General features: G+C 50.8%; 23 protein-coding genes and 8 tRNA genes. 13 read left to right on the top strand and 18 right to left on the bottom strand.

Features of this window, described 5'->3' with window-relative positions; genetic code table 11:
- Positions 1–113: 113 nt before the first annotated feature.
- The 6 genes from OGX96_RS09345 to OGX96_RS09320 all read right to left on the bottom strand — a co-directional run bounded on the left by OGX96_RS09345 (position 114) and on the right by OGX96_RS09320 (position 760).
- A tRNA-Lys gene (locus OGX96_RS09345) sits at positions 114–189 on the bottom strand.
- Positions 190–193: 4 nt separating this feature from the next.
- Positions 194–269, bottom strand: a tRNA-Val gene (locus tag OGX96_RS09340).
- Between the two features lie 47 nt (positions 270–316).
- Positions 317–392: transfer RNA gene (locus OGX96_RS09335), tRNA-Val, on the bottom strand.
- 47 nt (positions 393–439) lie between these two features.
- Positions 440–515: transfer RNA gene (locus tag OGX96_RS09330), tRNA-Val, on the bottom strand.
- 47 nt (positions 516–562) lie between these two features.
- Positions 563–638 (bottom strand) — tRNA-Val (locus tag OGX96_RS09325).
- Positions 639–684: 46 nt separating this feature from the next.
- Positions 685–760: transfer RNA gene (locus tag OGX96_RS09320), tRNA-Val, on the bottom strand.
- A 258-nt stretch (positions 761–1018) separates the two neighbouring features.
- Between OGX96_RS09320 and gltX the strand changes: the two genes are divergently transcribed.
- Positions 1019–2434, top strand: a complete 1416-nt coding sequence (gene gltX / locus OGX96_RS09315; RefSeq protein ID WP_008785393.1) for a glutamate--tRNA ligase — start codon at positions 1019–1021, stop codon at positions 2432–2434.
- Positions 2435–2490: 56 nt separating this feature from the next.
- On the opposite strand, the gene OGX96_RS09310 is transcribed toward gltX, so the two are convergent.
- Both OGX96_RS09310 and OGX96_RS09305 read right to left on the bottom strand, forming a co-directional pair.
- On the bottom strand, positions 2491–2883 hold the full coding sequence (locus OGX96_RS09310) for a MerR family transcriptional regulator (RefSeq protein WP_003834896.1): 393 nt from the start codon (positions 2881–2883) through the stop codon (positions 2491–2493).
- 1 nt (position 2884) lies between these two features.
- Positions 2885–3247 carry a YfeC-like transcriptional regulator gene (locus OGX96_RS09305; RefSeq protein ID WP_003028277.1) on the bottom strand — a complete coding sequence of 121 codons (363 nt, stop codon included), beginning with the start codon at positions 3245–3247 and terminating at the stop codon, positions 2885–2887.
- Positions 3248–3468: 221 nt separating this feature from the next.
- On the opposite strand from OGX96_RS09305, the gene OGX96_RS09300 reads away from it, so the two are divergent.
- Both OGX96_RS09300 and OGX96_RS09295 read left to right on the top strand, forming a co-directional pair.
- A tRNA-Ala gene (locus tag OGX96_RS09300) sits at positions 3469–3544 on the top strand.
- A 42-nt stretch (positions 3545–3586) separates the two neighbouring features.
- Positions 3587–3662: transfer RNA gene (locus OGX96_RS09295), tRNA-Ala, on the top strand.
- A 139-nt stretch (positions 3663–3801) separates the two neighbouring features.
- Here the strand turns inward: OGX96_RS09295 and nupC are convergent.
- Positions 3802–5004 (bottom strand): nucleoside permease NupC, encoded by a 1203-nt coding sequence (gene nupC, locus OGX96_RS09290; RefSeq protein WP_003834893.1) that lies wholly within the window; start codon positions 5002–5004, stop codon positions 3802–3804.
- A gap of 273 nt (positions 5005–5277) precedes the next feature.
- Here nupC and OGX96_RS22675 point away from each other — a divergent pair, with 273 nt between their 5' ends.
- On the top strand, positions 5278–5352 hold the full coding sequence (locus OGX96_RS22675; protein WP_418219455.1) for a hypothetical protein: 75 nt from the start codon (positions 5278–5280) through the stop codon (positions 5350–5352).
- Positions 5349–6587, top strand: a complete 1239-nt coding sequence (locus tag OGX96_RS09285) for an Nramp family divalent metal transporter (protein WP_137377444.1) — start codon at positions 5349–5351, stop codon at positions 6585–6587. Before OGX96_RS22675 ends, OGX96_RS09285 begins: the two co-directional genes overlap by 4 nt.
- A 32-nt stretch (positions 6588–6619) precedes the next feature.
- Here OGX96_RS09285 and ypeC read toward each other — a convergent pair whose 3' ends face one another.
- Entirely contained in the window at positions 6620–6946 is a 327-nt protein-coding gene (gene ypeC, locus OGX96_RS09280; protein WP_003028268.1) for a DUF2502 domain-containing protein YpeC, read from the bottom strand.
- Positions 6947–7083: 137 nt separating this feature from the next.
- The gene (gene mgrA, locus OGX96_RS09275) at positions 7084–8073 is read right to left on the bottom strand and encodes an L-glyceraldehyde 3-phosphate reductase (RefSeq protein WP_128316372.1); all 990 of its coding nucleotides are present in this window, start codon (positions 8071–8073) and stop codon (positions 7084–7086) included.
- Positions 8074–8256: 183 nt separating this feature from the next.
- Here mgrA and OGX96_RS09270 point away from each other — a divergent pair, with 183 nt between their 5' ends.
- Positions 8257–9909 (top strand): alpha-keto acid decarboxylase family protein, encoded by a 1653-nt coding sequence (locus OGX96_RS09270; protein ID WP_286582795.1) that lies wholly within the window; start codon positions 8257–8259, stop codon positions 9907–9909.
- Here the strand turns inward: OGX96_RS09270 and OGX96_RS09265 are convergent, their stop codons facing one another.
- Positions 9910–11145: an ion channel protein gene (locus OGX96_RS09265; protein WP_286582792.1), complete on the bottom strand. Its 1236-nt coding sequence runs from the start codon at positions 11143–11145 to the stop codon at positions 9910–9912.
- A gap of 204 nt (positions 11146–11349) precedes the next feature.
- Here OGX96_RS09265 and glk point away from each other — a divergent pair, with 204 nt between their 5' ends.
- Complete coding sequence (glk, locus tag OGX96_RS09260) at positions 11350–12315, top strand: glucokinase (protein ID WP_286582789.1); 966 nt, start codon at positions 11350–11352, stop codon at positions 12313–12315.
- 2 nt (positions 12316–12317) lie between these two features.
- Here glk and OGX96_RS09255 read toward each other — a convergent pair whose 3' ends face one another.
- The 3 genes from OGX96_RS09255 to OGX96_RS09245 all read right to left on the bottom strand — a co-directional run bounded on the left by OGX96_RS09255 (position 12318) and on the right by OGX96_RS09245 (position 15934).
- Positions 12318–13364, bottom strand: a complete 1047-nt coding sequence (locus OGX96_RS09255; protein ID WP_286582787.1) for a hypothetical protein — start codon at positions 13362–13364, stop codon at positions 12318–12320.
- Positions 13365–13487: 123 nt separating this feature from the next.
- The gene (locus OGX96_RS09250; protein WP_003834866.1) at positions 13488–14222 is read right to left on the bottom strand and encodes a LytR/AlgR family response regulator transcription factor; all 735 of its coding nucleotides are present in this window, start codon (positions 14220–14222) and stop codon (positions 13488–13490) included.
- A gap of 14 nt (positions 14223–14236) precedes the next feature.
- The gene (locus tag OGX96_RS09245) at positions 14237–15934 is read right to left on the bottom strand and encodes a sensor histidine kinase (protein WP_008785387.1); all 1698 of its coding nucleotides are present in this window, start codon (positions 15932–15934) and stop codon (positions 14237–14239) included.
- 387 nt (positions 15935–16321) lie between these two features.
- Between OGX96_RS09245 and alaC the strand changes: the two genes are divergently transcribed.
- Positions 16322–17560, top strand: a complete 1239-nt coding sequence (alaC, locus tag OGX96_RS09240) for an alanine transaminase (RefSeq protein WP_008785386.1) — start codon at positions 16322–16324, stop codon at positions 17558–17560.
- A gap of 67 nt (positions 17561–17627) precedes the next feature.
- Here alaC and ypdK read toward each other — a convergent pair whose 3' ends face one another.
- The gene (gene ypdK / locus OGX96_RS09235; RefSeq protein WP_010723117.1) at positions 17628–17699 is read right to left on the bottom strand and encodes a membrane protein YpdK; all 72 of its coding nucleotides are present in this window, start codon (positions 17697–17699) and stop codon (positions 17628–17630) included.
- Positions 17700–18042: 343 nt separating this feature from the next.
- Here ypdK and OGX96_RS09230 point away from each other — a divergent pair, with 343 nt between their 5' ends.
- Complete coding sequence (locus OGX96_RS09230) at positions 18043–18657, top strand: lysozyme inhibitor LprI family protein (RefSeq protein WP_286582784.1); 615 nt, start codon at positions 18043–18045, stop codon at positions 18655–18657.
- Between the two features lie 41 nt (positions 18658–18698).
- Here the strand turns inward: OGX96_RS09230 and lpxP are convergent, their stop codons facing one another.
- Entirely contained in the window at positions 18699–19619 is a 921-nt protein-coding gene (gene lpxP / locus OGX96_RS09225; protein ID WP_020996694.1) for a kdo(2)-lipid IV(A) palmitoleoyltransferase, read from the bottom strand.
- A 440-nt stretch (positions 19620–20059) separates the two neighbouring features.
- On the opposite strand from lpxP, the gene OGX96_RS09220 reads away from it, so the two are divergent.
- Positions 20060–20302, top strand: a complete 243-nt coding sequence (locus OGX96_RS09220; RefSeq protein WP_008785383.1) for a DUF2545 family protein — start codon at positions 20060–20062, stop codon at positions 20300–20302.
- A gap of 109 nt (positions 20303–20411) precedes the next feature.
- On the opposite strand, the gene pgtP is transcribed toward OGX96_RS09220, so the two are convergent.
- Positions 20412–21803: a phosphoglycerate transporter PgtP gene (gene pgtP, locus OGX96_RS09215; protein WP_286582782.1), complete on the bottom strand. Its 1392-nt coding sequence runs from the start codon at positions 21801–21803 to the stop codon at positions 20412–20414.
- 415 nt (positions 21804–22218) lie between these two features.
- Here pgtP and pgtC point away from each other — a divergent pair, with 415 nt between their 5' ends.
- The 3 genes from pgtC to pgtA are packed head-to-tail and all read left to right on the top strand — an operon-like array spanning position 22219 to position 26661.
- Positions 22219–23418 carry a phosphoglycerate transport regulator PgtC gene (gene pgtC, locus OGX96_RS09210; protein WP_286582941.1) on the top strand — a complete coding sequence of 400 codons (1200 nt, stop codon included), beginning with the start codon at positions 22219–22221 and terminating at the stop codon, positions 23416–23418.
- 11 nt (positions 23419–23429) lie between these two features.
- Complete coding sequence (gene pgtB, locus OGX96_RS09205) at positions 23430–25424, top strand: two-component system sensor histidine kinase PgtB (protein ID WP_172111188.1); 1995 nt, start codon at positions 23430–23432, stop codon at positions 25422–25424.
- Complete coding sequence (gene pgtA / locus OGX96_RS09200; protein ID WP_286582779.1) at positions 25414–26661, top strand: two-component system response regulator PgtA; 1248 nt, start codon at positions 25414–25416, stop codon at positions 26659–26661. The genes pgtB and pgtA overlap by 11 nt, the downstream gene beginning before the upstream one ends.
- The last annotated feature ends 17 nt before the right edge of the window (positions 26662–26678 follow it).

Genomic DNA, 26678 nt, shown 5'->3' with positions numbered 1-26678 from the left:
TACGTGTGCGGTATTGTCTGTAGGCCTGATAAGCGTAGCGCATCAGGCGATGCAGGTTCGAATCTTATAAATCGCAGATAGCAAAAAGGCGCCTTTAGGGCGCCTTTTTACATTGGTGGGTCGTGCAGGATTCGAACCTGCGACCAATTGATTAAAAGTCAACTGCTCTACCAACTGAGCTAACGACCCGAAGTGGTGGGTGATGACGGGATCGAACCGCCGACCCCCTCCTTGTAAGGGAGGTGCTCTCCCAGCTGAGCTAATCACCCACTTCGGTACTTCAATTTTATTGTAAGAAATCCAGCTGGCGAGAAAGTGGTGGGTGATGACGGGATCGAACCGCCGACCCCCTCCTTGTAAGGGAGGTGCTCTCCCAGCTGAGCTAATCACCCACTTCGGTACTTCAATTTTATTGTAAGAAATCCAGCTGGCGAGAAAGTGGTGGGTGATGACGGGATCGAACCGCCGACCCCCTCCTTGTAAGGGAGGTGCTCTCCCAGCTGAGCTAATCACCCACTTCGGTACTTCAATTTTATTGTAAGAAATCCAGCTGGCGAGAAAGTGGTGGGTGATGACGGGATCGAACCGCCGACCCCCTCCTTGTAAGGGAGGTGCTCTCCCAGCTGAGCTAATCACCCACTTCTCAATTTCTTACTCTACACGGCGGAGACTACATAAAGTAGTTGGTGGGTGATGACGGGTTCGAACCGCCGACCCCCTCCTTGTAAGGGAGGTGCTCTCCCAGCTGAGCTAATCACCCCCGCTGTGTGGAGTCGCATTATAGGGAGAGTTGAAAATGAGTCAACGCATTTTCTAAAGAATTTGTTCGTTCGTCGTAAATTTAAACAAAACGATCGCAAATCAATCCATGCAGCATGATTTGTATACGAAAATGGCAAAGCGTGATGTTCCAACCTGAACAACATTGAGGAATCAGACCACAGTGATAGAATACGAGCCTGATAATCTTTCCAGGATTTGCCGGTTGTCGGCATCTTTATAAACGTAAGGCCATTTCATGAAAATCAAAACTCGCTTCGCGCCAAGCCCGACAGGTTACCTGCACGTCGGTGGTGCGCGTACTGCTCTATATTCCTGGCTTTTTGCACGTAACCATGACGGTGAGTTTGTGCTGCGTATTGAAGACACCGATCTCGAACGCTCCACTCCGGAAGCTATTGAAGCCATTATGGATGGCATGAACTGGCTGAATCTGGAATGGGATGAAGGCCCGTACTTCCAGACCAAACGTTTTGATCGCTACAACGCCGTGATTGATGAGATGCTGGAAGCCGGTACCGCGTATAAATGCTACTGCTCCAAAGAGCGTCTGGACGCACTGCGCGAAGAGCAGATGGCAAACGGTGAGAAGCCACGTTACGACGGTCGCTGCCGCCACGGGCATGAACATCATGCTGCTGATGAACCATGCGTGGTGCGTTTTGCCAACCCGCAGGATGGATCCGTTATTTTTGACGACCAGATCCGTGGGCCGATCGAATTCAGCAACCAGGAGCTGGACGATCTGATCATCCGCCGTACTGACGGTTCCCCGACCTACAACTTCTGTGTTGTTGTCGACGATTGGGATATGGAAATCACCCACGTTATTCGTGGTGAAGACCATATCAACAACACTCCGCGTCAGATTAACATCCTGAAAGCGCTGAATGCGCCGGTGCCGGTTTATGCACACGTGTCGATGATCAACGGCGACGACGGTAAAAAACTCTCTAAACGTCACGGTGCGGTCAGCGTTATGCAGTATCGCGACGACGGTTACCTGCCGGAAGCGCTGCTGAACTATCTGGTGCGTCTGGGCTGGTCCAGCGGCGATCAGGAAATCTTCACCCGTGAAGAGATGATCAAACTGTTCTCCCTTGGTGCGGTGAGCAAGTCTGCCAGTGCGTTCAATACCGAAAAACTGCAGTGGCTGAACCATCACTACATTAATTCGCTGGCACCTGAATATGTGGCAACGCATCTGCAATGGCATATTGAGCAGGAAAATATCGATACTCGCGTCGGCCCGCAGCTGTCTGAGCTGGTTAAACTGCTGGGTGAGCGCTGCAAAACGCTGAAAGAGATGGCGCAGAGCTGCCGCTACTTCTACGAAGACTTTGCTGAGTTCGACGCGGATGCAGCTAAGAAACACCTGCGTCCGGTAGCGCGTCAGCCGCTGGAAGTGGTTCGCGATAAGCTGGCTGCTATCAGCGAGTGGACGGCAGAAAACGTGCACCACGCGATTCAGGCAACCGCTGATGAGCTGGAAGTGGGTATGGGTAAAGTTGGGATGCCGCTGCGCGTAGCCGTAACCGGCGCGGGTCAGTCTCCGGCGTTAGACGTAACGGTGCATGCGATTGGTAAATCACGCAGCATTGAGCGTATTAATAAAGCGCTGGCGTTTATTGCTGAGCGTGAAAGCCAGCAGTAAGACCGGTTGAGCGATGAAACAACGGCAGGAGCGCATCCTGCCGTTTTTTTTGCCTGTTATTCAGACTCATCAATACCCAGACGGGTAAGGAAAGTGCGAATACCTTCGCGCGAAATATACATTGCCAGCTTTTCTTGTTCCGTTGGGGACATGTTGTCCAGTGCGCTAATTATCTGGCGACAGGCGTGGCTACGCACCACGTGGGTATATTCTGCCAGCGGTTCCTCAGCCTGATAAATTTCAGGGACTTTGCGAAAAGCCGGAATATTGAGCAGAAACGTACGGACGCTGGAGTCGATATGGATCAGCCTTGCACGACCCCCTTTAACGCCGGGAAACTTTTCGGTGGTCCAGTTTTGTTCTCTGATCCAACGATTGACGGTTTGTTTGGCAACCCCGAGACATTCCGCTAGTTCTTCGGTCGTCATTTTGCTGCGTAATTTTTTCATATTATTTGTTGTCGCGGATCCCTAAGCGTTGTAACAAACCCGTAATGCCTTCACGCAGGATCAGTGACGTAAACATTTTTTGTTCTGACGGAGTCATCTCTTTGGCGAGCCTAATCAGTAGAGCTTCGATAGAGGTATCGCCGGATAACGATAAATTATCTGATAAACCTTCGGCTGAACGCTCAGCACTGCGAATGTATTCACGAACTTGTTCGGTGACGTGAACCAGACGCGCTTTACCGCCCTGTACGCCTGGTTTTGGTGATGTAGCCCAACCCTCCTTGCGCACCCATTTATTGATGGTCTGTCGGCTGTATCCGGTCAGATTAGCAAGTTCTTCTGGCGTCATCCGTTCCTTGAACATAACGATTCCCTGAATAGTCGTGGGGTTAATTAGTGGCTCATTTTATAGCACCATTTTAGTAGAAACCGTGACGCGTTTAACTACTGAATGCGAGTTGTTACGCAATGTTCTTCATTTGACTGCTTTTTCAGCGATTGAATTCTATGAGTTAATTTTGCCGTTGACACACGCGAAGGGAATTCATATGATGCCGCCCGTCAACTCGACAAGCTTTACGTAATGGGGCTATAGCTCAGCTGGGAGAGCGCTTGCATGGCATGCAAGAGGTCAGCGGTTCGATCCCGCTTAGCTCCACCAAATTTAATCCCAATAAATTTGGTACGTACGTAATAGCATCGTGGGGCTATAGCTCAGCTGGGAGAGCGCTTGCATGGCATGCAAGAGGTCAGCGGTTCGATCCCGCTTAGCTCCACCAAAATTTAAACCCTCGCTGAAAAGCGGGGGTTTTTTGTTTCTGTTTCCACCCTGTATCTCTTCGGTTCGCTGAATAGCAGGCATAAAAAAACCGGGGAGAAGAATCTCCCCGGTCTTATCAATACGATGTTGTCTTACGCTTACAGCACCAGTGCTGCGATAGATGCAGACAGTACGCTCACCAGCGTAGAGCCGTACACCAGCTTCAGACCGAAGCGGGAAACCACGTTACCTTGCTCTTCGTTCAGACCTTTAATCGCACCGGCGATAATACCGATGGAAGAGAAGTTAGCGAAGGAGACCAGGAACACGGACAGGATACCTTCTGCACGCGGAGAGAGCGTGGCGGCAATTTTCTGCAGATCCATCATCGCAACGAATTCGTTGGAAACCAGTTTGGTTGCCATGATACTGCCCACCTGCAGCGCTTCGCTGGACGGCACACCCATTACCCATGCAACCGGGTAGAAGATGTAGCCCAGGATGCCCTGGAAGGAGATGCTGTAACCAAACCAGCCGGTCACGGTGGCGAACAGGGCGTTCAGGGCTGCGATCAGCGCGATGAAACCAATCAGCATCGCCGCAACGATAATTGCCACTTTGAAACCTGCCAGGATGTATTCACCCAGCATTTCGAAGAAGCTCTGGCCTTCGTGCAGGTTAGACATCTGAATGTTTTCTTCGCTGGCATCAACGGTGTACGGGTTGATCAGCGACAGCACGATAAAGGTGCTGAACATGTTCAGAACCAGCGCCGCAACCACGTACTTCGGTTCCAGCATGGTCATGTACGCGCCGACGATAGACATGGAAACGGTCGACATCGCCGTTGCAGCCATGGTGTACATACGGTTGCGAGACATTTTGCCGAGAATATCTTTATAGGCGATAAAGTTCTCGGACTGACCCAGGATCAGGGAGCTGACGGCGTTGAAGGATTCCAGCTTGCCCATACCGTTCACTTTGGATAACAGGAAACCAATCGCGCGGATGATAACCGGCAGAACGCGGATATGCTGCAAAATACCGATCAGGGCGGAAATGAAGACGATTGGGCACAGCACTTTCAGGAAGAAGAATGCCAGGCCTTTGTCGTTCATGCTGCCGAAGACAAAGTTTGTCCCTTCATTAGCGAATCCGAGGAGTTTTTCAAACATCTCGGAGAAGCCTCTCACGAAGCCCAGACCGACATCAGAGTTCAGGAAGAACCATGCCAGTAACACTTCAATAACAAGCAATTGAATAACATAACGAATGCGGATTTTTTTACGGTCACTGCTTACCAGCAGTGCGAGTACCGCAACCACGGCAAGGGCCAGGACGAAATGAAGAACGCGGTCCATATTTGCTCCAAATATGAGGCAGGTTTAGTTTTCGTGCACATTCTATGTAACAACCATAAAGAAAACGAGATCAAACACACACTATAATAAGGACCTGTGACGAGATTCAAAATTAGTGATCGGTGATACACTTCTGTTATGTTTAGTATGGAAGTGAAAAGTTATGTCATTGTGCTAATCTCATAACAATAATTAAACATCTCACCGGTATTTCCAGAATCCTTATCGATCCATAGACAAACTCTATCAGAGAAATCAACTTCACCCATTAAAATGAATTTGATAATCATTCTCAATAGGCGTAGCTTGAAACATAGCAAAGGCTATGTTTCTGAGGCACTAAAATGACTAACGATCGCGTTGAGAGTAGCAGTGGACGGGCAGCGCGCAAGTTGAAGCTCGCATTAATGGGACCTGCGTTCATCGCGGCGATCGGCTACATCGATCCGGGCAACTTCGCCACCAACATCCAGGCAGGGGCCAGCTTTGGCTATAAACTGTTGTGGGTGGTGGTCTGGGCAAATCTGATGGCGATGCTGATTCAGGTGCTGTCGGCAAAGCTGGGTATTGCCACGGGTAAAAACCTGGCGGAGCAAATTCGCGATCACTATCCTCGTCCGGTGGTGTGGTTCTACTGGGTGCAGGCCGAAATTATCGCCATGGCGACAGACCTTGCTGAATTCATTGGTGCCGCGATTGGTTTCAAATTGATCCTCGGCGTGTCGTTATTGCAGGGGGCCGTGCTCACCGGTATCGCGACTTTTTTGATTCTGATGTTGCAGCGCCGTGGGCAAAAACCGCTGGAAAAAGTGATTGGCGGCTTGCTGCTGTTTGTGGCTGCGGCTTACATTGTGGAACTGATCTTTTCCCAGCCGAACTTCGCGCAACTTAGCAAGGGAATGGTTATCCCGAGCCTGCCTAATTCCGAAGCGGTGTTCCTGGCGGCTGGCGTGCTCGGCGCGACTATCATGCCACACGTCATTTATCTGCACTCTTCCTTAACTCAGCATCTGCACGGCGGAACACGTCAACAGCGCTATGCGGCCACGAAATGGGATGTGGCAATCGCCATGACGATTGCTGGATTTGTCAATCTGGCGATGATGGCGACGGCTGCCGCTGCATTTCACTTTAGCGGGCATACCGGTATTGCCGATCTCGATCAAGCGTATCTGACACTTGAACCGCTGTTGAGTCACGCTGCGGCGACGGTATTCGGTTTAAGCCTGGTGGCTGCGGGACTTTCTTCTACCGTGGTCGGTACGTTGGCCGGGCAGGTGGTGATGCAAGGGTTTATCCGCTTTCACATTCCGCTTTGGGTACGCCGTACCGTCACTATGATGCCATCATTTATTGTGATTTTGATGGGACTGGATCCGACGCGTATTCTGGTGATGAGCCAGGTATTGCTCAGTTTTGGTATTGCACTGGCGCTGGTGCCGCTACTGATCTTTACCAGTGACGGTAAGCTGATGGGCGATTTGGTGAATACCCGTTGGGTAAAACAGTTAGGCTGGGTGATTGTTGTGCTGGTGGTGGCGCTCAATATCTGGCTGTTGGTAGGAACCGCACTCGGTTTGTAAAAACAAAAGGGCCCGTAGACCCTTTTGTTACATTAATGGTGGTGTCCGTGACCTCGTCCGCGACCACGATGGTCGTCACGATCGTTCCAGCCTTCACGATAACCGCGCTCATAAGCTTTGCGTTTGTCCCAGCCACGATGGTAGCCATTGTCATGACGCCACCAGCGATTTTTGCGCCACTCATAGTTATTGTGCCAGTAATCCCGGTCGCGCCAGCGGCCGCCATCCCAGTAGTTACCGTAGTTATCGCGATCGCCAATTTGTAATTTTATTGATGGCAGCAGGGTGATTTCGCCAGCGTTCGCGGCCAGCGGTGTAAAAGCCAATAAGACTGCCGCCAGAATCAGTGACCTGAACATGTTTTCTCTCCTTCACGATCGAGCCGTAGCCGGCCTGTTAACGTAATATTACGGGGCAGTAAAGCCCCGTTTCATCGCCTTAACTCTTAAATCGCAAGTGAGAGCACTTTTTGTTAATAAATGTGTCTTTATTTCAATCAACTCAGGATAGCATCAATCTCCGCGCACTCTTCAGACGTAAAGTGACGGTTTGCCAGCATGCCGACAGCATCTTCAATTTGTGCTGGTTTACTGGCGCCAATCAGCACTGACGTGACTTTGTCATCCCGTAACACCCATGCCAGCGCCATCTGGGAAAGCTTTTGCCCGCGTCGTTCTGCCAGCACATTCAGCGCCCGCACTTTTTCCAGCTTTTGTGGAGTGATCTGGTCCGGATTTAGAAAGCGACTGGTGCTTGCCGCACGAGAATCCGCAGGAATGCCGTTCAGATAGCGGTCGGTTAACTGTCCTCCAGCCAGCGGTGAGAAGGCGATACTGCCGACACCTTTTTCCTGCAATAGTGACAGCAAGCCACCTTCGACCCAACGTTCAAACATGGAATATTTGGGCTGGTGAATAAGGCATGGCGTACCTAAATCGTCGAGTATTTCAATCGCCTGCCTGGCAAGATCTGCCGGATAGTTAGACAACCCGACGTACAGCGCTTTGCCCTGACGGACGATGTGATCCAGCGCGCGCATGGTTTCTCTGAGCGGTGTTTCAGGGTCGGGGCGATGGTGGTAGAAGATATCGACATACTCCAGCCCCAGACGCTTCAGGCTTTGATCGAGACTGGCAATCAGATATTTGCGTGAACCCCAGTCACCGTAGGGGCCTTCCCACATGGTGTAGCCCGCTTTTGTGGAGATAATAAGCTCATCTCGCCACGGTAAAAAATCTTCCTGCAGGATCCGACCAAAATTCCGTTCTGCCGAACCCGGTGGTGGACCATAGTTATTTGCCAGATCAAAATGGTTGATTCCCAGATCGAATGCGCGCTGTAACAATGCGCGACTGTTCTCGACCTGTGTGGTATCGCCAAAATTGTGCCACAAACCCAGAGAGACAATCGGGAGCTTAAGGCCGCTCTGACCGCAGCGGCGGTACTCCATTGTCTGATAACGATTTTCATCTGCGTGATAAACCATGTCACCCCCCCTTCCACAATGCGTGTGCCTTTCAGTGTATACGGTTACACCGTCGATTCTTCAATGAATTTTTACCGCCAAAACTGTAAATCCTGCTTTCCACCCCTTCACAGCGACTTTCCTGGACAGTCATCACAGTTCTTCGATACTCAACATGAGGTTACCGTCAGAAGGATAGCTGTCATGCAAACCCCGTATTCCGTTGCTGATTATCTGCTGGACAGGCTGGCAGGCTGTGGCGTCGGCCATCTCTTTGGTGTGCCGGGCGATTATAATTTGCAGTTTCTTGACCACGTGATTGAACATCCCAACGTATGTTGGGTCGGGTGTGCGAATGAATTGAATGCGGCTTATGCGGCAGATGGCTATGCCCGGGTATCCGGGGTTGGGGCGCTGCTCACCACGTTTGGTGTGGGGGAGTTAAGCGCAATTAACGGTATCGCGGGTAGCTTCGCGGAATATGTTCCTGTTTTGCATATTGTCGGCGCACCCTGTCGCGGCGCGCAGCGTCGCGGAGAGTTGATGCATCACACTTTGGGTGACGGTGACTTTCAGCATTTTTACCGCATGCAGCAGGCGGTAACGACGGCCAGCGCGATACTGGATGAACAAAATGCCTGCTATGAGATTGACCGTGTGTTGCGAATGATGCTCAGCGAGCGCAGGCCGGGCTATCTGATGCTACCTGCTGATGTGGCTAAACAGCCTGCTACGCCACCGAATGATATTATGAGTGTTCCTCTGAGCGAGCCGGAAAGCAGCGTGATAGAGGCATTTCGCTACCATGCCCGTGAACGATTGCTGGACAGCCCACGCGTAGCGTTGCTGGCCGACTTCCTCGCGCTGCGTTTTAGTCTGCAGCCGGTTTTACAGCGCTGGATGGCGGAAACGCCGATGGCTCATGCCACGTTGTTGATGGGCAAAGGACTGTTTGATGAGCGTCACCCGGCGTTTGTTGGCACGTACAGCGCTGGAGCCAGCAGCGATTATGTACGTCAGGCGATAGAAGATGCCGATACGATAATGTGTGTCGGCACACAATTTGTCGACACCCTGACAGCTGGGTTTACACAACAGCTACCGCTGGATCGCACCATTGACGTTCAGCCCCATGCGTCACGAATTGGATCCCACTGGTTTAACATCCCGATGGAGCAGGCGGTCACCACATTACGTGAGCTGTGCCTGGAAATGTCGTTTTCTCTACCGCCAGAACGTCCGCCAATTAGGCATGTTCAGGTTGAGAAGGGCCCACTGACGCAGGAAAACTTCTGGCACACGGTGCAGCAGTTTCTGAAGCCTGATGACATTATCCTCGTCGATCAGGGAACCGCCGCCTTTGGCGCGGCTGCGCTCTCACTACCTTGCGGGGCGGAAGTACTGGTTCAACCGTTGTGGGGATCTATCGGCTACGCGCTCCCGGCGGCATTCGGTGCGCAAACGGCCTGTCCGGACCGTCGGGTGATCCTGATTATTGGCGATGGTGCGGCGCAGCTCACCATTCAGGAGCTGGGTTCCATGCTCAGAGACGGGCAATCGCCGGTTATTTTACTGCTCAACAATGACGGTTATACCGTGGAGCGGGCCATACACGGGGCAAATCAGCGCTATAACGACATCGCCGCCTGGAGCTGGACGTCGGTGCCGCAGGCGTTTAGTCGTGAATGTCAGGCCGAATGTTGGCGGGTGAAGCAGGCGGTACAGCTGGAAGAGGTGCTGGCCCGGTTGTCCCATCCGCAACGACTGTCGTTAATTGAGGTGGTGCTACCGAAAGCCGATCTTCCTGAATTATTGCGCACGGTGACCCGTGCGCTGGAATCTCGCAACGGCGGATAGCTATTTATCAGGGCGCTCAGCGACCATCATCGGTTTGCCCGCCAGCAGCAGCCAGGCGGGCAGCATGACGATGCACAGCAGCGGCAGCAGGGTGGAATCTGGCACCACCACTGCTGCCATAAACAGGCTCAGCCAGGCGTCACGGGTGACGACCAGCACCAGCCCGAGAATAGAGCAAGAAACCGTGATGGCAGCCGGCACCGCTTCAACATGGGCGTGCAGCATCAGGCCAAGCGCGACGCCAATGAATACCGCCGGGAAGATTCGTCCGCCGCGAAAACCACTCGCCGCTGCTACCACTAATGCCGTTAGTTTGATCACGGCGAGCATGAAATAATCTGATGTCCCCAGCGTTTGGCTAAACGCCATCTGCTGCATTTCGTCCAGTCCCTTAAACAAGGTAAGCGGCCCGCCGATAACACCCAAAATACCAAGGATAAAACCGCCAGCCCCGAGGATCAGCACCGGGTGTCTTAATCGATGCATTAAATGGTGCAAACGCGGCAGACACCAGACGGCAACCATCCCAGCGGCAATGGCGATGGCAGCAACAACCGCGCCGCTGAGGATATCGATCAAGTGCATCTGCGTGTAGTGCGCGATGGGCAGTGAAAAATGGGGGTGAAAAAACAGGCTGGTGGTTAGCGAACCCGCGGCGGCGGCCATTAACGGTGCAAACAGGCGATCCCACAAGGGCACATCGTTTGAGCTATTTAGCGTTTGCGAAAATATCAGCGCGGCGGCAACGGGGGTACCAAATAGCGCGCCGATAGTGCCGGCAGAGGCGAGAATGGTCCAGTCCAGCTTCGCAATGCGCGGAAACATGCGGCTACCAAGTGCCACTGCCAGTGCGATATTCACGGTCATGATGGGATGTTCCGGACCCAGACTGACGCCACCCGCGAGGCCGAGGATTAGCGCTGCCAGCAGGCCCGGTATTGCTGACGTTGGCACCGGCATACCAATTAACGGTTCACAGGCCGGATCCGGGCCTGCGTGGCCATGGCTGTAACGGATAACTAACCCGACCATGATCCCCGTGAGTGTCAGCATACCGATAATCCAGACCGGAGAGTCCTGGGCTATACCGATGCTAACAGGCAGGCGTTCCCACAAAAACTGCTGTAAAACGGAAGCCACTTTCATCACAACGATCAACACCAGGCTGGACGCTATGCCAATGATTAGCGCTGGGGTTGATAGCAAGAGCATCGTTCTGGCTCGCGGATGGAGCATTTTCTATTCCTTAAAACAGAGTCATAGACATAGTTTGCACAGCCTGCCTGACGACATCGCTGCAAATGGTGCTGAAACGATAAAGTAATTGTGTGATCTGGATCGATTTTCCACGGGCATCAGCCTTCAGACCGTTGTTGTTATGTCCCCATGAATTTACAGTGTGGCAAAGATTTATTCTGACTTTAGCGGAGCAGTGGAAGAATGACAAAATATGCTTTAGTAGGGGATGTTGGCGGCACCAACGCGCGTCTTGCTCTGTGCGATATTGCCAGCGGCGAGATTTCGCAGGCAAAAACCTATTCCGGGTTGGATTATCAAAGTCTGGAGGCGGTGGTGCGCGTGTACCTGGATGAGCATAGCGTTAGCGTTGAAGATGGTTGTATTGCCATTGCCTGTCCGATCACCGGCGACTGGGTGGCAATGACCAACCATACCTGGGCGTTCTCTATTGCTGAGATGAAAAAAAACCTGGGCTTCAGCCATCTGGAAATCATCAATGATTTCACCGCTGTGTCGATGGCGATCCCGATGCTGAAAAAAGAGCATTTAATCCAGTTTGGTGGCGCGGAACCTGTTGAAGGTAAACCTATTGCGGTTTATGGCGCAGGAACCGGGCTTGGCGTGGCGCATCTGGTCCACGTGGATAAACGCTGGGTAAGTCTCCCTGGTGAAGGCGGCCACGTGGATTTTGCGCCTAACAGCGAGGAAGAGGGAATTATCCTTGAGGTTCTGCGCGCGGAAATAGGTCACGTGTCCGCAGAACGCGTGCTGTCTGGTCCGGGACTGGTGAATCTGTATCGCGCGATCGTCAAATCTGACGGACGCCTGCCGGAAAATCTGCAGCCGAAGGATATCACCGCACGGGCGCTGGAAGATTCCTGCATTGACTGTCGTCGTGCGCTGTCGCTGTTCTGCGTCATCATGGGACGTTTTGGTGGCGATCTGGCGTTAACGCTGGGCACATTTGGCGGTGTGTACATCGCCGGCGGTATTGTGCCGCGCTTCCTCGACTTCTTTAAAGCGTCGGGCTTCCGCGGTGGTTTTGAAGATAAAGGCCGTTTTAAAGCCTACGTGCAGGATATTCCGGTGTATCTGATCGTGCACGATAATCCTGGACTACTTGGCGCTGGTGCGCATTTACGTCAGACGCTGGGCCATATTTTGTAAGGTCAGGGCCGGATGGCGCTCAGCGCTTCTCCGGCCTTGTCGTTCTGGCTGTTCATATTTTCTAAAATTATCTTGATCATCTGTTGTTCAAATAAATCGGCATGCAGGTATCTTGTGTTTTTATATTTTTTATCGGTATTCAGATAGGGTTGATGCAAACAACATTCTGGCGGCGTGCATGAGATCAGGGTGTTAATAAGGTCAATTGGTTTAGGGTATTCAACAAATTGCGGGCCATGGCGATAGTTATGTTTATTTTGCCATTCCGCCAGATCGTCCATAAAACACTCTGCGGTTGGTTTCGGCATCGCGCTGGCTTTATCTTTGCCCAACACAATATAAGCCAGGTTGTATAATCCGTGCGCGTATGGCCAGAACATTTTATGGAGCTTAGTGAGCCCTGGTTCTCTCAATGCAGACACGCTTTTACAATATAAATCGAGTTGCGTGCCTGCTTCTGTCACATCCTCATCCAGGAGCGCCATCAGATAGCGGAGGATGAACATATCGCTTACCGTTTGCTTCGTGGTAAGTACCTTTTGCGCTCTTTTTCTGGCATCCACTGCAAAATCTGCACGTTTGTACCACAACGCCATCATTAAATTCGTCATGGCCAGGTTAACAGGGTGACCGTTATCACTCATACCCAATTTTTCAGGCAATAAGAGTGGTACTCGGTCAAATAAACCCGCGGCAAGAATCTCTAGTGTCGTCCATACATTAATACTGTGATCGCAGCCTGAGTCCACACCCTGCGTCACATGTTTAATCATCGCAGACTGTCGCAGGGATAAGTGTAGAGATTCCATATCATTTGACTGTATCGCGGTTTTATATCCTAATAACTCCGGGCTGCGCTTCATGCGCAGCATAAAAAACCATGAACTCAGCTGTTGTTGCAGTGAATAATCCAGATGGCATTGTTCATGAATATCCAGGCACTCAGCTAAATAATCGTCCGTACTTATCCATATCAGGGCATTTTTTTCCGCTTCTTTTGCGTATTCGCGTAGATATGTACGTTGATATTTTTCGCTCAGCTTCGCCATGACATCACCTGTAAAAAATAGAGTGACGACCAATATACTACAAACTTAGTTCCGCTATCCCGTTCGTCGCGGAAACGACTGAAAGCGTGCGCTGTACTCTCCATTCGTCACGCTTTTTCAGCACTATAAATGCATTAATTGTCTGAATTCTTTCACTTTGCTCCGACTAACCGGGATTTCAAATTCTAGATCCTTTAAACGCAGAATATAAGTGTTGTTAAACCAGGGTTCGATCTCGCGGATTTTATTCAGATTTACGCAGAACGAGCGGTGGCAGCGGAAGAAATGCGAAGCCGGCAGTTTGCTGCAAAATTCGCTGATGTTCATCGGCATGACGTATGATTCTCGTCGCGTATAGACGAACGTCATCTTTTCATGCGCTTCAGCGTAGTAGATGTCGTTGATTGGGGTCACGATGATCCGCTCATCTTTGATCAGGTTGATCGTATCGTTTTCGCGGGCCACCGGACTTACAGGGGACGTTCCCGTTTGCTGTTGCTGCCAGGCGGCTTCCAGCTTTTGCAGCATGCTGACAATGCGTGATTCCTGGTACGGCTTCAGAATGTAGTCAAAAGCTTCCAGTTCGAAGGCTTCAACAGCATGCTCTTTCCACGCGGTAATAAACACAATAAAGGGTTTATGTGCGAACTGGCTGATATTTTGTGCCAGCAATACGCCGTCCAGCGAGGGAATATTAATATCCAGAAAAATGGCGTCAACGCGGTTGTGCTGGAGATATTTCAGCACGTCCAGACCATCGTCAAACGTGCCGACAATCTCCATCTGGCTGTGCTCTTTTATCAGCCAGCTCAGTTCCTGTTGGGCCAGGAATTCATCTTCAACAATGATGACTTTCACGACTTCACTCCTGGTTAAAGCAATAATGTAGTTGGCGCGGCTGCGGGCGAGTGCACATTAGGTACATAAAAGGCAATCTCTGTGCCTGGCTCCAGACGGCGGATATGTAATCCCTCACCGTAGAGCAGCTTAACGCGATGGTGCACATTCAACAGACCAATTTTATTGCCCGGCATTTCATTGGACTCGACCCGTTCAATCACTTTTGGGTCGATACCATGACCCGTGTCTCGTACGGCAATCCGTACCCGGTTGCCGCACTCCGCAACGCTGATAGTGACCACACCTTTCCCTTTGCAGGGCTGGATCCCATGGACGATAGCGTTCTCGACCAACGGCTGAATCAGCAGGCTGGGAATAAAACAGCTTACCTCTTCATCGATATCATAAATAACGGTCAGCTTGTCGCCAAAGCGGGCCTGTTCGATGGTGATGTAATCCTTGATTTGATACAGCTCTTTCTTGATGTCGATCTGCTCATCGTCTTTTAATTCAATATTATAGCGAAGATAGCGCGACAAATTAAAAATGAGCTGACGTGCGGTGTCCGGGTTAAGGCGTACCGACGATGAAATCGCGTTCAGGGCATTAAACAGAAAATGGGGATTTATTTTGCTTTGCAGCGCGCGTAGCTCTGCCTTATTTGCCATTTCTCGTAGTTGCTCTGCGCGGGAGACTTCAAGCTGGGTGGAGATGATTTGCGACAGACCGATCGCCATTTCCTGTAACGAGGAAGTGATTTGATGAGCGTGACAGTAGTAGATCTTCAGCGTGCCGGTCACGACGCCTTTCTCCCAAAGCGGGATCACCAGCATAGAGTGGATTTCCGGGGTGCGATGCGCTTCATCATTGTTTTTTATGATGATTTTACCGTGATTTATGGCTTCTTGCGTGGTGGGGCTGACGAAGTCATCGTTATCGCGGTAGTTGATCTCTCCGACGCCAACATAGGCCAGAACGTGCTGAGTATTGGTGATGGCAACCGCGTCAGCGTGGATATCGTGGCGAATAATTTCGCACACCTGACGTAACGACTCGCTGTTGACCTGGCGAAAGAGCGGCAGCGTTTTGTTGGCGATATCCAGCGCCAGCTTGGCCTGTTTTGCAGCGCTGGCTTCTTTCTCACCTTCAACGCTTTGTACCAGCATCACGATAAAACCAATACAGACGCTGCCTAGGATCATTGGAATACCGATTTTTGAGACAATATCCAGCCCCAGTTCGGTGGTGGGTGCCCAGGCGACGACCAGTATCATGGTCAGTGATTCGCACAGCATTCCGCCTAAAATACCCGCGCGCCAGTGCTGCGCTTTGGGGATCTTACGGTTGATCCACCCGGCAATACAGCCAGCCAGAATGCTGGTAATAAAGCAGGGTAGGGCAGTTACGCCGCCAATATCGATCAGGTAACGGTGGGTGCCTGCGATCAGCCCCGTAATAATGCCAACCCATGGACCGAACAGGATCCCTCCTGACATGACCGCGATAATACGCACATTGACCAGAGAACCTTCTACCGGTACGCCTGACCAGGTACTGAACAGGGCAAACATGGAGAAAATCGCGGTAACGGCGAGCAGCTCTTTTGGGGAGTGGGCTGACTTGTGCAACAGTTCGCGAAACAGGCGGATACGAATCAGGAAAAACAGACAGAACAGCATCAGTGCTGCCCGGTCAAATACCGCCAGCAGCATATTGAATATTTCGTGCACGGGTGACTCTTGCGCAAGGGTTAAACCACTATGATAGGTAACCTGAGGCAGGATGACCAGCACCCCCGCAGTTCAGAGCTAATGGGGAAAAACCATAATATTAAAAGGGGATTGTTGCATGATTGTTGTATTTACAATACCTGTCCTGTGAGCACTGCGTTCAAGGTAATGTATTTAACAACAAAATGTTAAAGGATGGTAATTTTTGGCGGGTTGTGAAAATGGTTATTTCCTCATTTTACTCGGCTGTTCCTCTTTTTCGTCAGGAAAAAATATTTTGTTTTGCCTCTCGACAGAAGGAAATTATTCAGGCTATTTTCTAAACGTGCCACCATCGTGGCAGCGTCGCTCGGACGGTCCGGGCGCTAACGTTAATCTGAGGATATTATGGCTGACTCCCGCCCTGAACGTCGCTTTACGCGTATTGATCGCCTTCCCCCGTACGTTTTTAACATCACCGCTGAACTGAAGATGGCTGCGCGTCGGCGCGGCGAAGATATTATCGATTTCAGTATGGGGAACCCGGATGGGGCCACGCCTCCTCACATTGTCGAAAAACTGTGTACCGTGGCTCAGCGCCCGGATACTCACGGTTACTCCACCTCACGCGGCATTCCGCGTTTGCGTCGGGCGATTTCCCGCTGGTACCAGGAACGCTATGATGTTGAGATCGATCCTGAATCTGAAGCCATTGTGACCATCGGTTCCAAAGAGGGGCTGGCGCACCTGATGCTGGCAACGCTCGATCACGGTGATACGGTCCTCGTGCCCAACCCAAGTTATCCCATCCATATCTATGGCGCGGTGATTGCCGGCGCGCAGGTGCGTTCAGTGCCGCTGGTTGAGGGTGTCGACTTCTTTAATGAGCTGGAACGCGCAATACGCGAAAGTTACCCGAAGCCGAAGATGATGATCTTAGGTTTCCCATCCAACCCGACCGCGCAGTGCGTCGAGCTGGAATTCTTTGAGAAAGTGGTGGCCCTGGCTAAACGCTATGACGTGTTGGTGGTTCACGACCTGGCCTACGCTGATATTGTTTATGACGGCTGGAAGGCACCATCGATTATGCAGGTACCCGGCGCTCGCGACGTCGCTGTTGAATTTTTTACCCTGTCGAAAAGCTACAACATGGCGGGATGGCGTATCGGGTTTATGGTGGGCAACAAAACGCTGGTGAACGCGCTGGCGCGAATCAAGAGCTATCACGATTACGGGACCTTTACGCCACTGCAGGTTGCGGCAATTGCCGCGCTGGAAGGCGATCAGCAATGTGTGCGGGATATCGCTGAGCAATATAAACGTCGTCGCGATGTGCTGGTCAAAGGACTGCATGAAGCAGGCTGGATGGTCGAGATGCCAAAGGCCTCAATGTACGTTTGGGCGAAAATTCCAGAGCAATACGCCGGGATGGGATCACTTGAGTTTGCCAAGAAGTTGCTGAACGAAGCGAAGGTATGCGTTTCGCCAGGGATTGGGTTTGGTGATTATGGTGATACGCATGTGCGATTTGCGTTGATTGAAAACCGTGACCGTACCCGCCAGGCTATTCGCGGCATCAAGGCGATGTTTCGCGCAGATGGCCTGTTACCGACCAGTGCAAAATCGACTTCTGAAAGTACCGACTGACAGAATGTTCCCCCAAAATGCAAAACAGGAGCCTGATGGCTCCTGTTTTTTTGCTGCGTCTTTTAATTTAGATCATCAGGGCGAAAGTACCGGCCCAAACGATGACCATAAAAGAAATGCCCATAAAGAAATATTTCACTTTTCATCTCTCCGCGTACCTGGGGTACGTCTAAATGAACATATGCTTACCTGACAGAGAGCTGATGCACTCGCGAACGAAAGGGAGAATACCCCTCATTTGCTTGGCTGCATCACCTCAGAATTCTGAGCTTTAATGCTCCAGACGGCGCTAATGTACGCCTAAAAATGAGGAGAGACAAGAGGCATTTTTTTATTTAATTTTAATAACTTACAACTGTCGTGATTCGGCGACAGTTTAATTTCTGCCGGTAATAAATTGCTATTGAGCGACGGAATGGTTACTCGGAGAATTCTCATATCGCCATGATGTTTATGCGGTTAATTTTTCGCGGAATGAGATAATGAAAAGGTTAAAAATGACCAGATTAATGATGTTAGCACTCGTTTTTACGCCACTGACGTCGATGGCGGCCTCACCGTTGGCGTTTAATTTCAGCTGCGCAAGTATTGGTGGTGTGAATGGTGATGGCAAAGGCAATGTTTGGATTGATGGCTCGAAGGCGACGGTGAAGGCCTTCAATGAAAATTACTGGGAAGCCAAAAGCGGGAACAATACGGTTTCTATTTCTCGTAAAGATGACGGAAATCCGGACGTTTCCTGGAGTGGGCCGAATCGAAAGCACGGGGTATGCCTGCCTGAAGATAATATTGACTTTTCTGGGGCCAAAAAATCGACCAGCACTGGACCCTCTTTTTCCTGCGCTGCGGTTGCAAAGGGCAGTATCGAAGAGATTATCTGCCAGAGTCCTTCGCTCTCAGAAATGGATTTAGCGTTAAACGGGGCCTACAAGCAGGCGCTGGTTAAATCGAGCAATAACCCGACGCTGAAAGCAGAGCAGCGCGGTTGGGTGAAAGGGCGTAACGAGTGCTGGAAGGAACAGGATAAATCAGCCTGCATCGCCCGCAACTACAACGAGCGAATGGCTGAGCTGCACAGCAAATGGGGCGTTAAGTAATTCAACCGTAGAAAAAAAGAAAGGCCTTACGGCCTTTCTTTTTAGATATACAACGAAGCTTCACCCATCGGGCGAGTTTTGAAGCGACGGTGGATCCAGAGATACTGCTCGGGTGCACGCATGATCTCTTTTTCGATAATTTTGTTCATATACGCCGCAGCCTGGCTTTCATCTGCCGGGTAACCTTCCATTTCTGGGGTGATGAACAGGCGGTAACCGGTGTTATCTGCTTTTCTCACCATGGTTACGGTCAGCATTGCTGCGCCCGATAATCGTGACAGCACGTAGGTACCGTTGGTGGTCGCCACGTCTTTGACTGCGAAGAAGGGGGCGAAAGAACTCCCTTTACGACCATAGTCCTGATCGGGGGCAAACCACACTGCCTCGCCTTTTTTCAGGGCGCCGACAATACCACGCAGATTATTTCTGCCGATCATCGCCTTGTTGGAGCGCATACGACCGCGGGTTTGGATCCACTCCATCAACTTATTATTGTGCGGACGATAGGTTGCCATCATTGGCTGGCAAAGCCCCATTACGCGACCACCCAACTCGAGCGACATAAAGTGTACGCCAACGACCATCACGCCACGGTTTTGCATCTGAGCGCGCTTCAGGTTGTCCAGCCCTTCTACATCAAACCATTTACGCACCCGACGGTCCGGCCAGAACCAGGCCATACCTGTTTCAAGCAGCCCCATGCCGAGCGAACGGAAATTCTCATCGACCAGTTTGTCTCTTTCTTCCTGTGACAGATTTGGGAAACAGAGTTCGAGATTTTTACGTGCAATAGATTCACGGCGTTTTAAAAATGGACGAGCCAGCGTTCCTGTACGGGTACCAAGAAAACACAATACGGGATAGGGAAGCTGTACCAGTAACCAGAGCACACCAACACCAAACCATGTGAGCCAGTAGCGCGGATGCAAAAACGCGCGTGAAAATTTACATTGGGGGAACATAAGCACCTGTTGTTGATACGAAATAGATGTATCGCGAAGATTCTTTGCCTGTCGCTTTACACTCTGCACTGATCGTTAGGCCGCCATGAACGACATTGGTTCCTGTTAAGAGTGTAAAACTGAGTCAGGACAAAACCACGAGGGGGCATGAATGATCGGACGCACAATGTACACCCGAAAATTAATGTCAGCCAGAAATAATTACTCAAGATTCGTAAATGTTTTTAGGGCGATTAAGGGCAAAATTTCGCCTATATATAATTCGTTGTTTTTATGATGATTAAATAAACGACGGAGAAACAGTGTAATAGTAAGCGGTCGAATGATTTTTGTGAATAAAATGTTGCTCAAATTGCATGCAGATAGGAATTGTCTTAGAATATAAAGTTAAGGGAGTGTAAGGACTTACGTTAAGTTTACGGCAGACAGGAGGTATCGCTATGCTCTATTTCTGGACCTTTCTCATACTGAGCATTCTGTGCGTCAGTTGCTATATCTGGCAGGTTATAGGCGCTGCGGCGTCAATTAGCGCTTTTCTCGGCATGGCCATCCTTACGGCATTAATTTACGTTTTTACTATGCGGCTGACCAATGGTAACGAAATGGTAACTGGATTATTCCTGTTTCTTGCTCCGACATGTGGTTTGATCATTCGCTTTATGGTCGCGGATGGTAAGCAATAATTTGCAATGTTACGTTTAGCAATAAATTATCACTTTGGGTTATTTATTATTTATTTGAGTTTATTGAAGTGCCAGCATCGCTGGCACTTTTTTGTGAGACCGAAATGAATTACCGTGCATCCGCCAACTGGAGTGATGCTTCCTCTTGCTGAGCTTTTTTTCGCTGTTGCTCAAGTTCCAGCGCACCGCGATGAGAGAGGTAGCAGAACAGGATGCAGCAAACAATACCCCCCATCAGCAGATAGAAGCCGCCGTGCCACCCCATTTTGTCGACCATTACGCCAAACAGACTGGTGCCCAGCGATGCGCCAAAAATGTAGCTCATAAATCCGCGCAGTCCTACTGCAGAACCTACTGCGAAGCTGGGGACGATTTCCATCGTCTGAACAGAAGCGAGGAACTGTGGAACATAGATCAGGCAACCCACAATGGCGGCAAAAATAGTGACCATCAGCAGGGATTCACTTTTCCAGTAGCCGATCAAACAGACGAAAATCAGCGCCATACAAATCATGGCCAGCGGCATGCGACGGCCTTTAAACAGTTTATCGGTAAGCCAGCCCGCCAGTAATGTGGAAGGGATTGCCGCCCATTCAAAAAACAGAAAAGCGATGCTCATTTGCTCTTTCGAGAAATGTTTTTCGGTTAACAGATAAATAGGCAACCAGCTAATCATGCCAAAACGCACCATATAGACGAACACATCTACCAGTGAAACATACCAGGCATTCTTATTACGCAGCACATAGGTGCAGAAGATCTGGAAGGCGCTCATATTTTCTGGCGCCTGGTCAGTGTGTCGGGAATTTAATACTACTTTTTCTTCCGGCATCATTTGTTCCAGAGCCGGTAAGCCTTCCTGGCGCGGTGAACCTTTCCCCAGCATCAGCACAATAAAAGCAAACAGTACGGCAACACCGGCCGGGACAATATAGCTGGCACTTTGCCAGTGCTCGCTCCCTAAAATGGCAAAGGCGGCACCAACAATCGGAGCGACAATACCACCGCCAACGTTGTGAGAAATATTCCAGAATGCGCCGACGCGTCCACGTTCTTTACGCGGAAACCAGTTGGCAATGGTAATAAATGAAGGACCAACGCCCATTCCCTGGAACAATCCGTTGAAAACGACCAGAGCGGCAAAAATCCAGAATCCGGTACTGAATCCTAAACCGACGTTTACGATGGCGCACAGAGCCAGGCCGCATGCCATAAAGACCTTAGGGCTGGCCTTGTCTGCCAGACTACTCATAATGCCTTTACTGATCCCATAGGCAATAAGCATACAACTGCTGAGTAGACCAATTTGCGTGGCACTGAGATCCAGATGTTCTTTCAGGTACGGTGTTGAGAGCGTGAAGTTATTGCGCACAATATAGTACGCGAGATAGCCAAGAAATACGCTGAGTAATGCCTGAATGCGGTATCGGCCATAAGTTTCCTGGACTTTCTCCGTCGGGACTTTATTTGCTGAAGGCCCTGCCTTAAATATGGATAACATATCATCACCTAAATTTATATTGATGTGAATATCAGGATTTTTCTCAGTGAAGAGTGAAATAGGCGGGCGAGAAACTCAAATAGATGAAATGTGTCACTATTGACACAATTTGTGGATTGCGTGGCTGATTTTGACTCTTTTTAAATAATGGATTTTCAATTCTATTCTTTTACGGACGCTTTTATCATCGGCGTGTGCGGATATTAACAAATTCAGACTGCGTTTTCGGGTATTCTTTACCGATGTCGTCACTTTCCGTTTGGTTATTCTACGAATAACCTTATTCTTCCCCCAGTCGGTGATAAACGGGTAAGTTTTGTCTCAATATTATTTTTTGCACATGTTGGTATTTATGAACGGGATCACAAACAGACTTTTGGGCCGGGGGCGTTGTTGGGCGATCTCGCTCTGTTTTATGTCGTTGTCGGTGAGTTGCCTGGCGCAGGGTAAAGAGCTGGTAATGGCGACAACCTTTTCACCGGGGGCAACGGCCTGGATTATTCAGCGTTGGCAGACTGAACCGGGGTCGGTGATGATTCGCACATTAAACCGGACCAGTAGCTCGCTTGAACAGCTGCTGGATACCGCGAATGCGGAAAATGTTGATCTGATTCTGACCTCATCCCCTATGCTGTTGCAGCATCTGCAGGAACATCAGAAGTTGGCGCCTTTCGAAAATGCGTTGCCGGAAAGCCAGCGGCTGGTGCCAGACTCTATCCGTTCGACCTCAGTGGCAGTGGCGATATCTGGTTTTGGTCTGTTGATTAATCGTTCTGCGCTGGTGGCACGACATCTGTCGCCTCCTGCCGACTGGGGGGATTTAACGCTGCCCAAATATCAGAACGCGCTGTTGATGAGTAGCCCATCGCGTTCGGATACCAACCATCTGATGGTTGAGTCATTGCTACAGCAAAAAGGGTGGGAAGCGGGGTGGGCGACGCTGCTGGCGAGTGCTGGAAATCTGGTGACGATTTCATCACGCAGTTTTGGCGTAGCCGACAAAATTAAGAGTGGCCTGGGCGTGGCGGGGCCGGTCATTGATAATTATGCCAACTTGTTGCTTAACGATCCTCACCTGGCTTTTACCTATTTTCCACGCTCGGCGGTATCGCCAACCTATGTGGCTGTTCTCAAGAACAGCCAGCACCCCAATGAAGCGCGTCGTTTTATCCGCTATTTGTTAAGCCCGGAGGGACAGCGGATCCTTGCTGATGCGAATACGGGGAAATATCCGGTAACGCACCTCGCATCTGATAATCCCCGCGCTGCTCAGCAGGCTATTTTACTGAACCAGCCTCCGCTTAATTATCGGCTGATCCTTAAGCGACAACAGTTAGTCCAGCGGATGTTTGATACCGCCATCAGTTTCCGTCTTGCGCAACTGAAGGATGCATGGCGGGCACTATACAGTGCGGAAGCACGCCTGAAACGCCCGCTACCCGAAATCAGAGCCTTACTGACCAGCGTTCCGATAGATGCCAAAAGTAGTGAAGATGAAGCCTGGCTTGCGCAGTTTGATAATAAAAGCGTTGCCGAACAGCAGATGATGGAGTGGCAGCTCTGGTTTCTTAAAAACCAGCGTCAGGCGATATCAAAACTGGAAGAATTAAAATGAAAGGTGGATCGATACTGCAACGCCTTCGCCAACTCAGCATCAGCAGCAGCCTGCGGGGAGCCTTTCTAACGGGCGCATTACTGACGTTGAGCGTAAGCTGCGTCAGTTTGTACTCCTGGCATGAGCAGAGCTCGCAGATACGCTATTCGCTTGATGATTACTTCCCGCGCGTGCATTCCGCTTTCTTGATTGAAGGAAATCTTAACCTGGTTGTGGACCAGCTAAATGAATTCCTGCTGGCTCCCAATACGACGGTTAGGCTGCAACTGCGCAATCAGATAATCTCGCATCTGGATAAAATCGAAGTGCTGAGCAGGGGGTTGCAACCAGCAGAACAGCAGCAACTGGCGGTGATTTTGCAGGACAGCCGGGCGCTGATGGCGGAACTGGACCGGGTGCTCTACAACATGTTCCTTGTACGCGAAAAAGTGAGCGAGCTTTCCGCGCGCATTGATTGGCTACATGATGATTTTACTACTGAGCTGAATTCACTGGTGCAGGATTTTACCTGGCAGCAGGGGACGTTGCTGGATCAAATCGAGGCCAAAAATGGTGATGCGGCGCTGTATCTCAAACGTGCCCGAGAGGTGCAAAACGAGCAGCAGCAGGTCTACACCCTGGCAAGAATTGAAAACCAGATCGTTGATGATTTACGCGACAGGCTCAATGAACTGAAATCGGGTAGCGACGATGGCATGCTGGTGGAGAATCACATCCGCTACCTGGAAAATCTGAAGAAAACGGCGGATGAAAATATCCGCACCCTCGATGACTGGCCCAGTACTATCACACTGCGACAAACTATCGATGAGCTGCTGGAAATCGGGATGATGAAAAATAAAATGCCCGATACGATGCGCGATTATGTCGCAGCGCAAAAAGCGCTGGTTGATGCCAGCCATGCCAGAGAGGCCACGCTTGGGCGCTTTCGAACACTGCTGGAAGCGCAACTGGGGAGTAGCCATCAGCAAATGCAGACGTTTAACCAGCGGCTGGAACAAATTGTTCGCGTCAGCGGTGGACTTATCCTGCTGGCGACGCTGCTGGCGCTACTTCTCGCCTGGGGGCTTAACCACTACTTCATTCGCTCGCGTCTGGTGAAGCGTTTTACTGCGCTCAACCAGGCCGTGGTGCAAATTGGTCTTGGCAGAACGGATGCCTCTATCCCGGTATATGGACGCGATGAGTTGGGGCGTATCGCAGGCTTACTGCGTCATACCCTGGGCCAGTTGAGCGCGCAAAAAAATCAGCTGGAGCAGGAAGTGACCGAGCGCAAGGAGATTGAATCCGATCTTCGTGCAACGCAGGATGAGCTGATCCAGACGGCAAAACTGGCGGTGGTCGGCCAGACTATGACCACGCTGGCGCACGAGATTAATCAACCGCTGAATGCGCTGTCGATGTACCTGTTTACGGCAGGGAGGGCAATCGAACAGGGGCAACCCGCTCAGGCCAGAAGCACATTAACCAAAGCGGAAGGGCTGATTACTCGCATCGATGCCATTATCCGTTCACTGCGTCAGTTTGCGCGCCGGGCCGAGCCTGGCACGCCTCTGCATCCTGTCGATCTCCGACAAACGTTCAACGCTGCCTGGGAACTGTTGGCCATGCGACACAAGCCACAGCAGGGTACGCTGACGCTCCCAGACCGGGGCGTGTGGGTGGCTGGTGATGAAGTGCGTATCCAGCAGGTGCTGGTAAACGTCCTGGCAAATGCGCTGGATGCCTGTCCGGTTGCGGCGAAAATAGAGGTTCACTGGCAGACCGAAGGCAGCCGGTTGTGCGTATTTATCAGCGATAACGGCCCCGGTTGGCCTGGAGCATTATTACCATCACTGTTAAAACCGTTTACCACCAGTAAGGATGTTGGCCTCGGTATTGGCTTATCGATTTGTGTATCGTTAATGATGCAAATGAACGGCGAACTGCGCCTGGCGTCGACCCCGGGGCGCAATGCCTGCGTCGTTCTGCAATTTAATCTGACGGATGTAAACGATGTTGAGTGATGAATATTCTGTTCTGCTTATTGATGATGATGCCGATGTTCTTGACGCTTACACCTTGTTGCTTGAACAGGAGGGATATCATGTATTCGCATGCAGTAACCCTTTTGATGCCCGAAATTGGCTGCAGGCCGACTGGCCAGGGATTGTCCTGAGCGACGTGTGCATGCCTGGCTGTAATGGAATTGACCTGATGACGTTGTTTCATCAGGATGACAATCAGCTTCCGATCCTGTTGATCACTGGACATGGCGATGTCCCGATGGCGGTGGACGCGGTGAAGAAAGGTGCGTGGGATTTTCTGCAAAAACCGGTTGATCCAGGCAAACTGCTGGTGTTGGTAGAGGATGCGTTGCGTCAGAGAAAATCTGTGATTGCACGTCGTCACTATTGCCAGCAAAAGCTCCAGGTTGAACTGGTCGGCTACAGTGACTGGGTTAATCAGTACCGCCAGCGCTTACGGCAACTGGCTGAAACGGATATTGCCGTCTGGTTTTATGGCGAGCCGGGAACGGGGCGTATGACCGGAGCCCGTTATTTGCATCAGCTTGGGCGCAGCGCTGAAGGACCGTTTATTCGTGGGGAGTTGACGTTAGAGAATGCGGGGCAACTCAATGACCTTATTGCCCAGGCGCAAGGGGGAACGCTGGTCCTGAGCCATATTGAGTGCCTGACGCGCGAACAGCAGCACCAACTGGTACATTTGCAAAGCCAGGAGCGGCGTCCGTTTCGCTTAATTGGCATTGGCGCCACTTCGTTGGTGGAACTGGCGGCAACTAATCAGATTGTGGCCGAACTTTATTACTGTTTTGCGATGACGCAAATTGGTTGCCAGCCGTTGTCTCAGCGCCCGGATGATATTGAGCCGCTGTTTCGCCATTATCTGCAGAAAGCCTGTCTGCGCCTGAATCATCCCGTGCCCGAGGTTGACGGGGAATTACTAAAAGGAATGCGGCGTCGCGTGTGGTTAAGCAATGTTCGAGAGCTGGCCAATGCCGCCGAGCTTTTTGCAGTTGGGTTATTGCCACTGGCTGAAACCGCGAATCCACAGCTACATTTGCCCGAACCGTCACCGCTCGATCGTCGGGTCGACGAGTACGAGCGACAGATCATTACCGAAGCGCTTAATATTCATCAGGGACGTATTAATGAAGTGGCGGAGTATTTACAAATTCCGCGTAAGAAACTGTATTTGCGCATGAGAAAATACGGACTGAGCAAGGAACACTATAAGTTTTAGCAGATGGCGTGTGGGGA

The organism is Citrobacter sp. Cpo100, from assembly GCF_030332595.1.
In the GTDB taxonomy this organism is placed as follows: Bacteria; Pseudomonadota; Gammaproteobacteria; order Enterobacterales; family Enterobacteriaceae; genus Citrobacter; species Citrobacter portucalensis.
The sequence above is the reverse complement of the archived record's forward strand: the minus strand, read 5'-3'. Positions and strand labels throughout refer to the sequence as shown.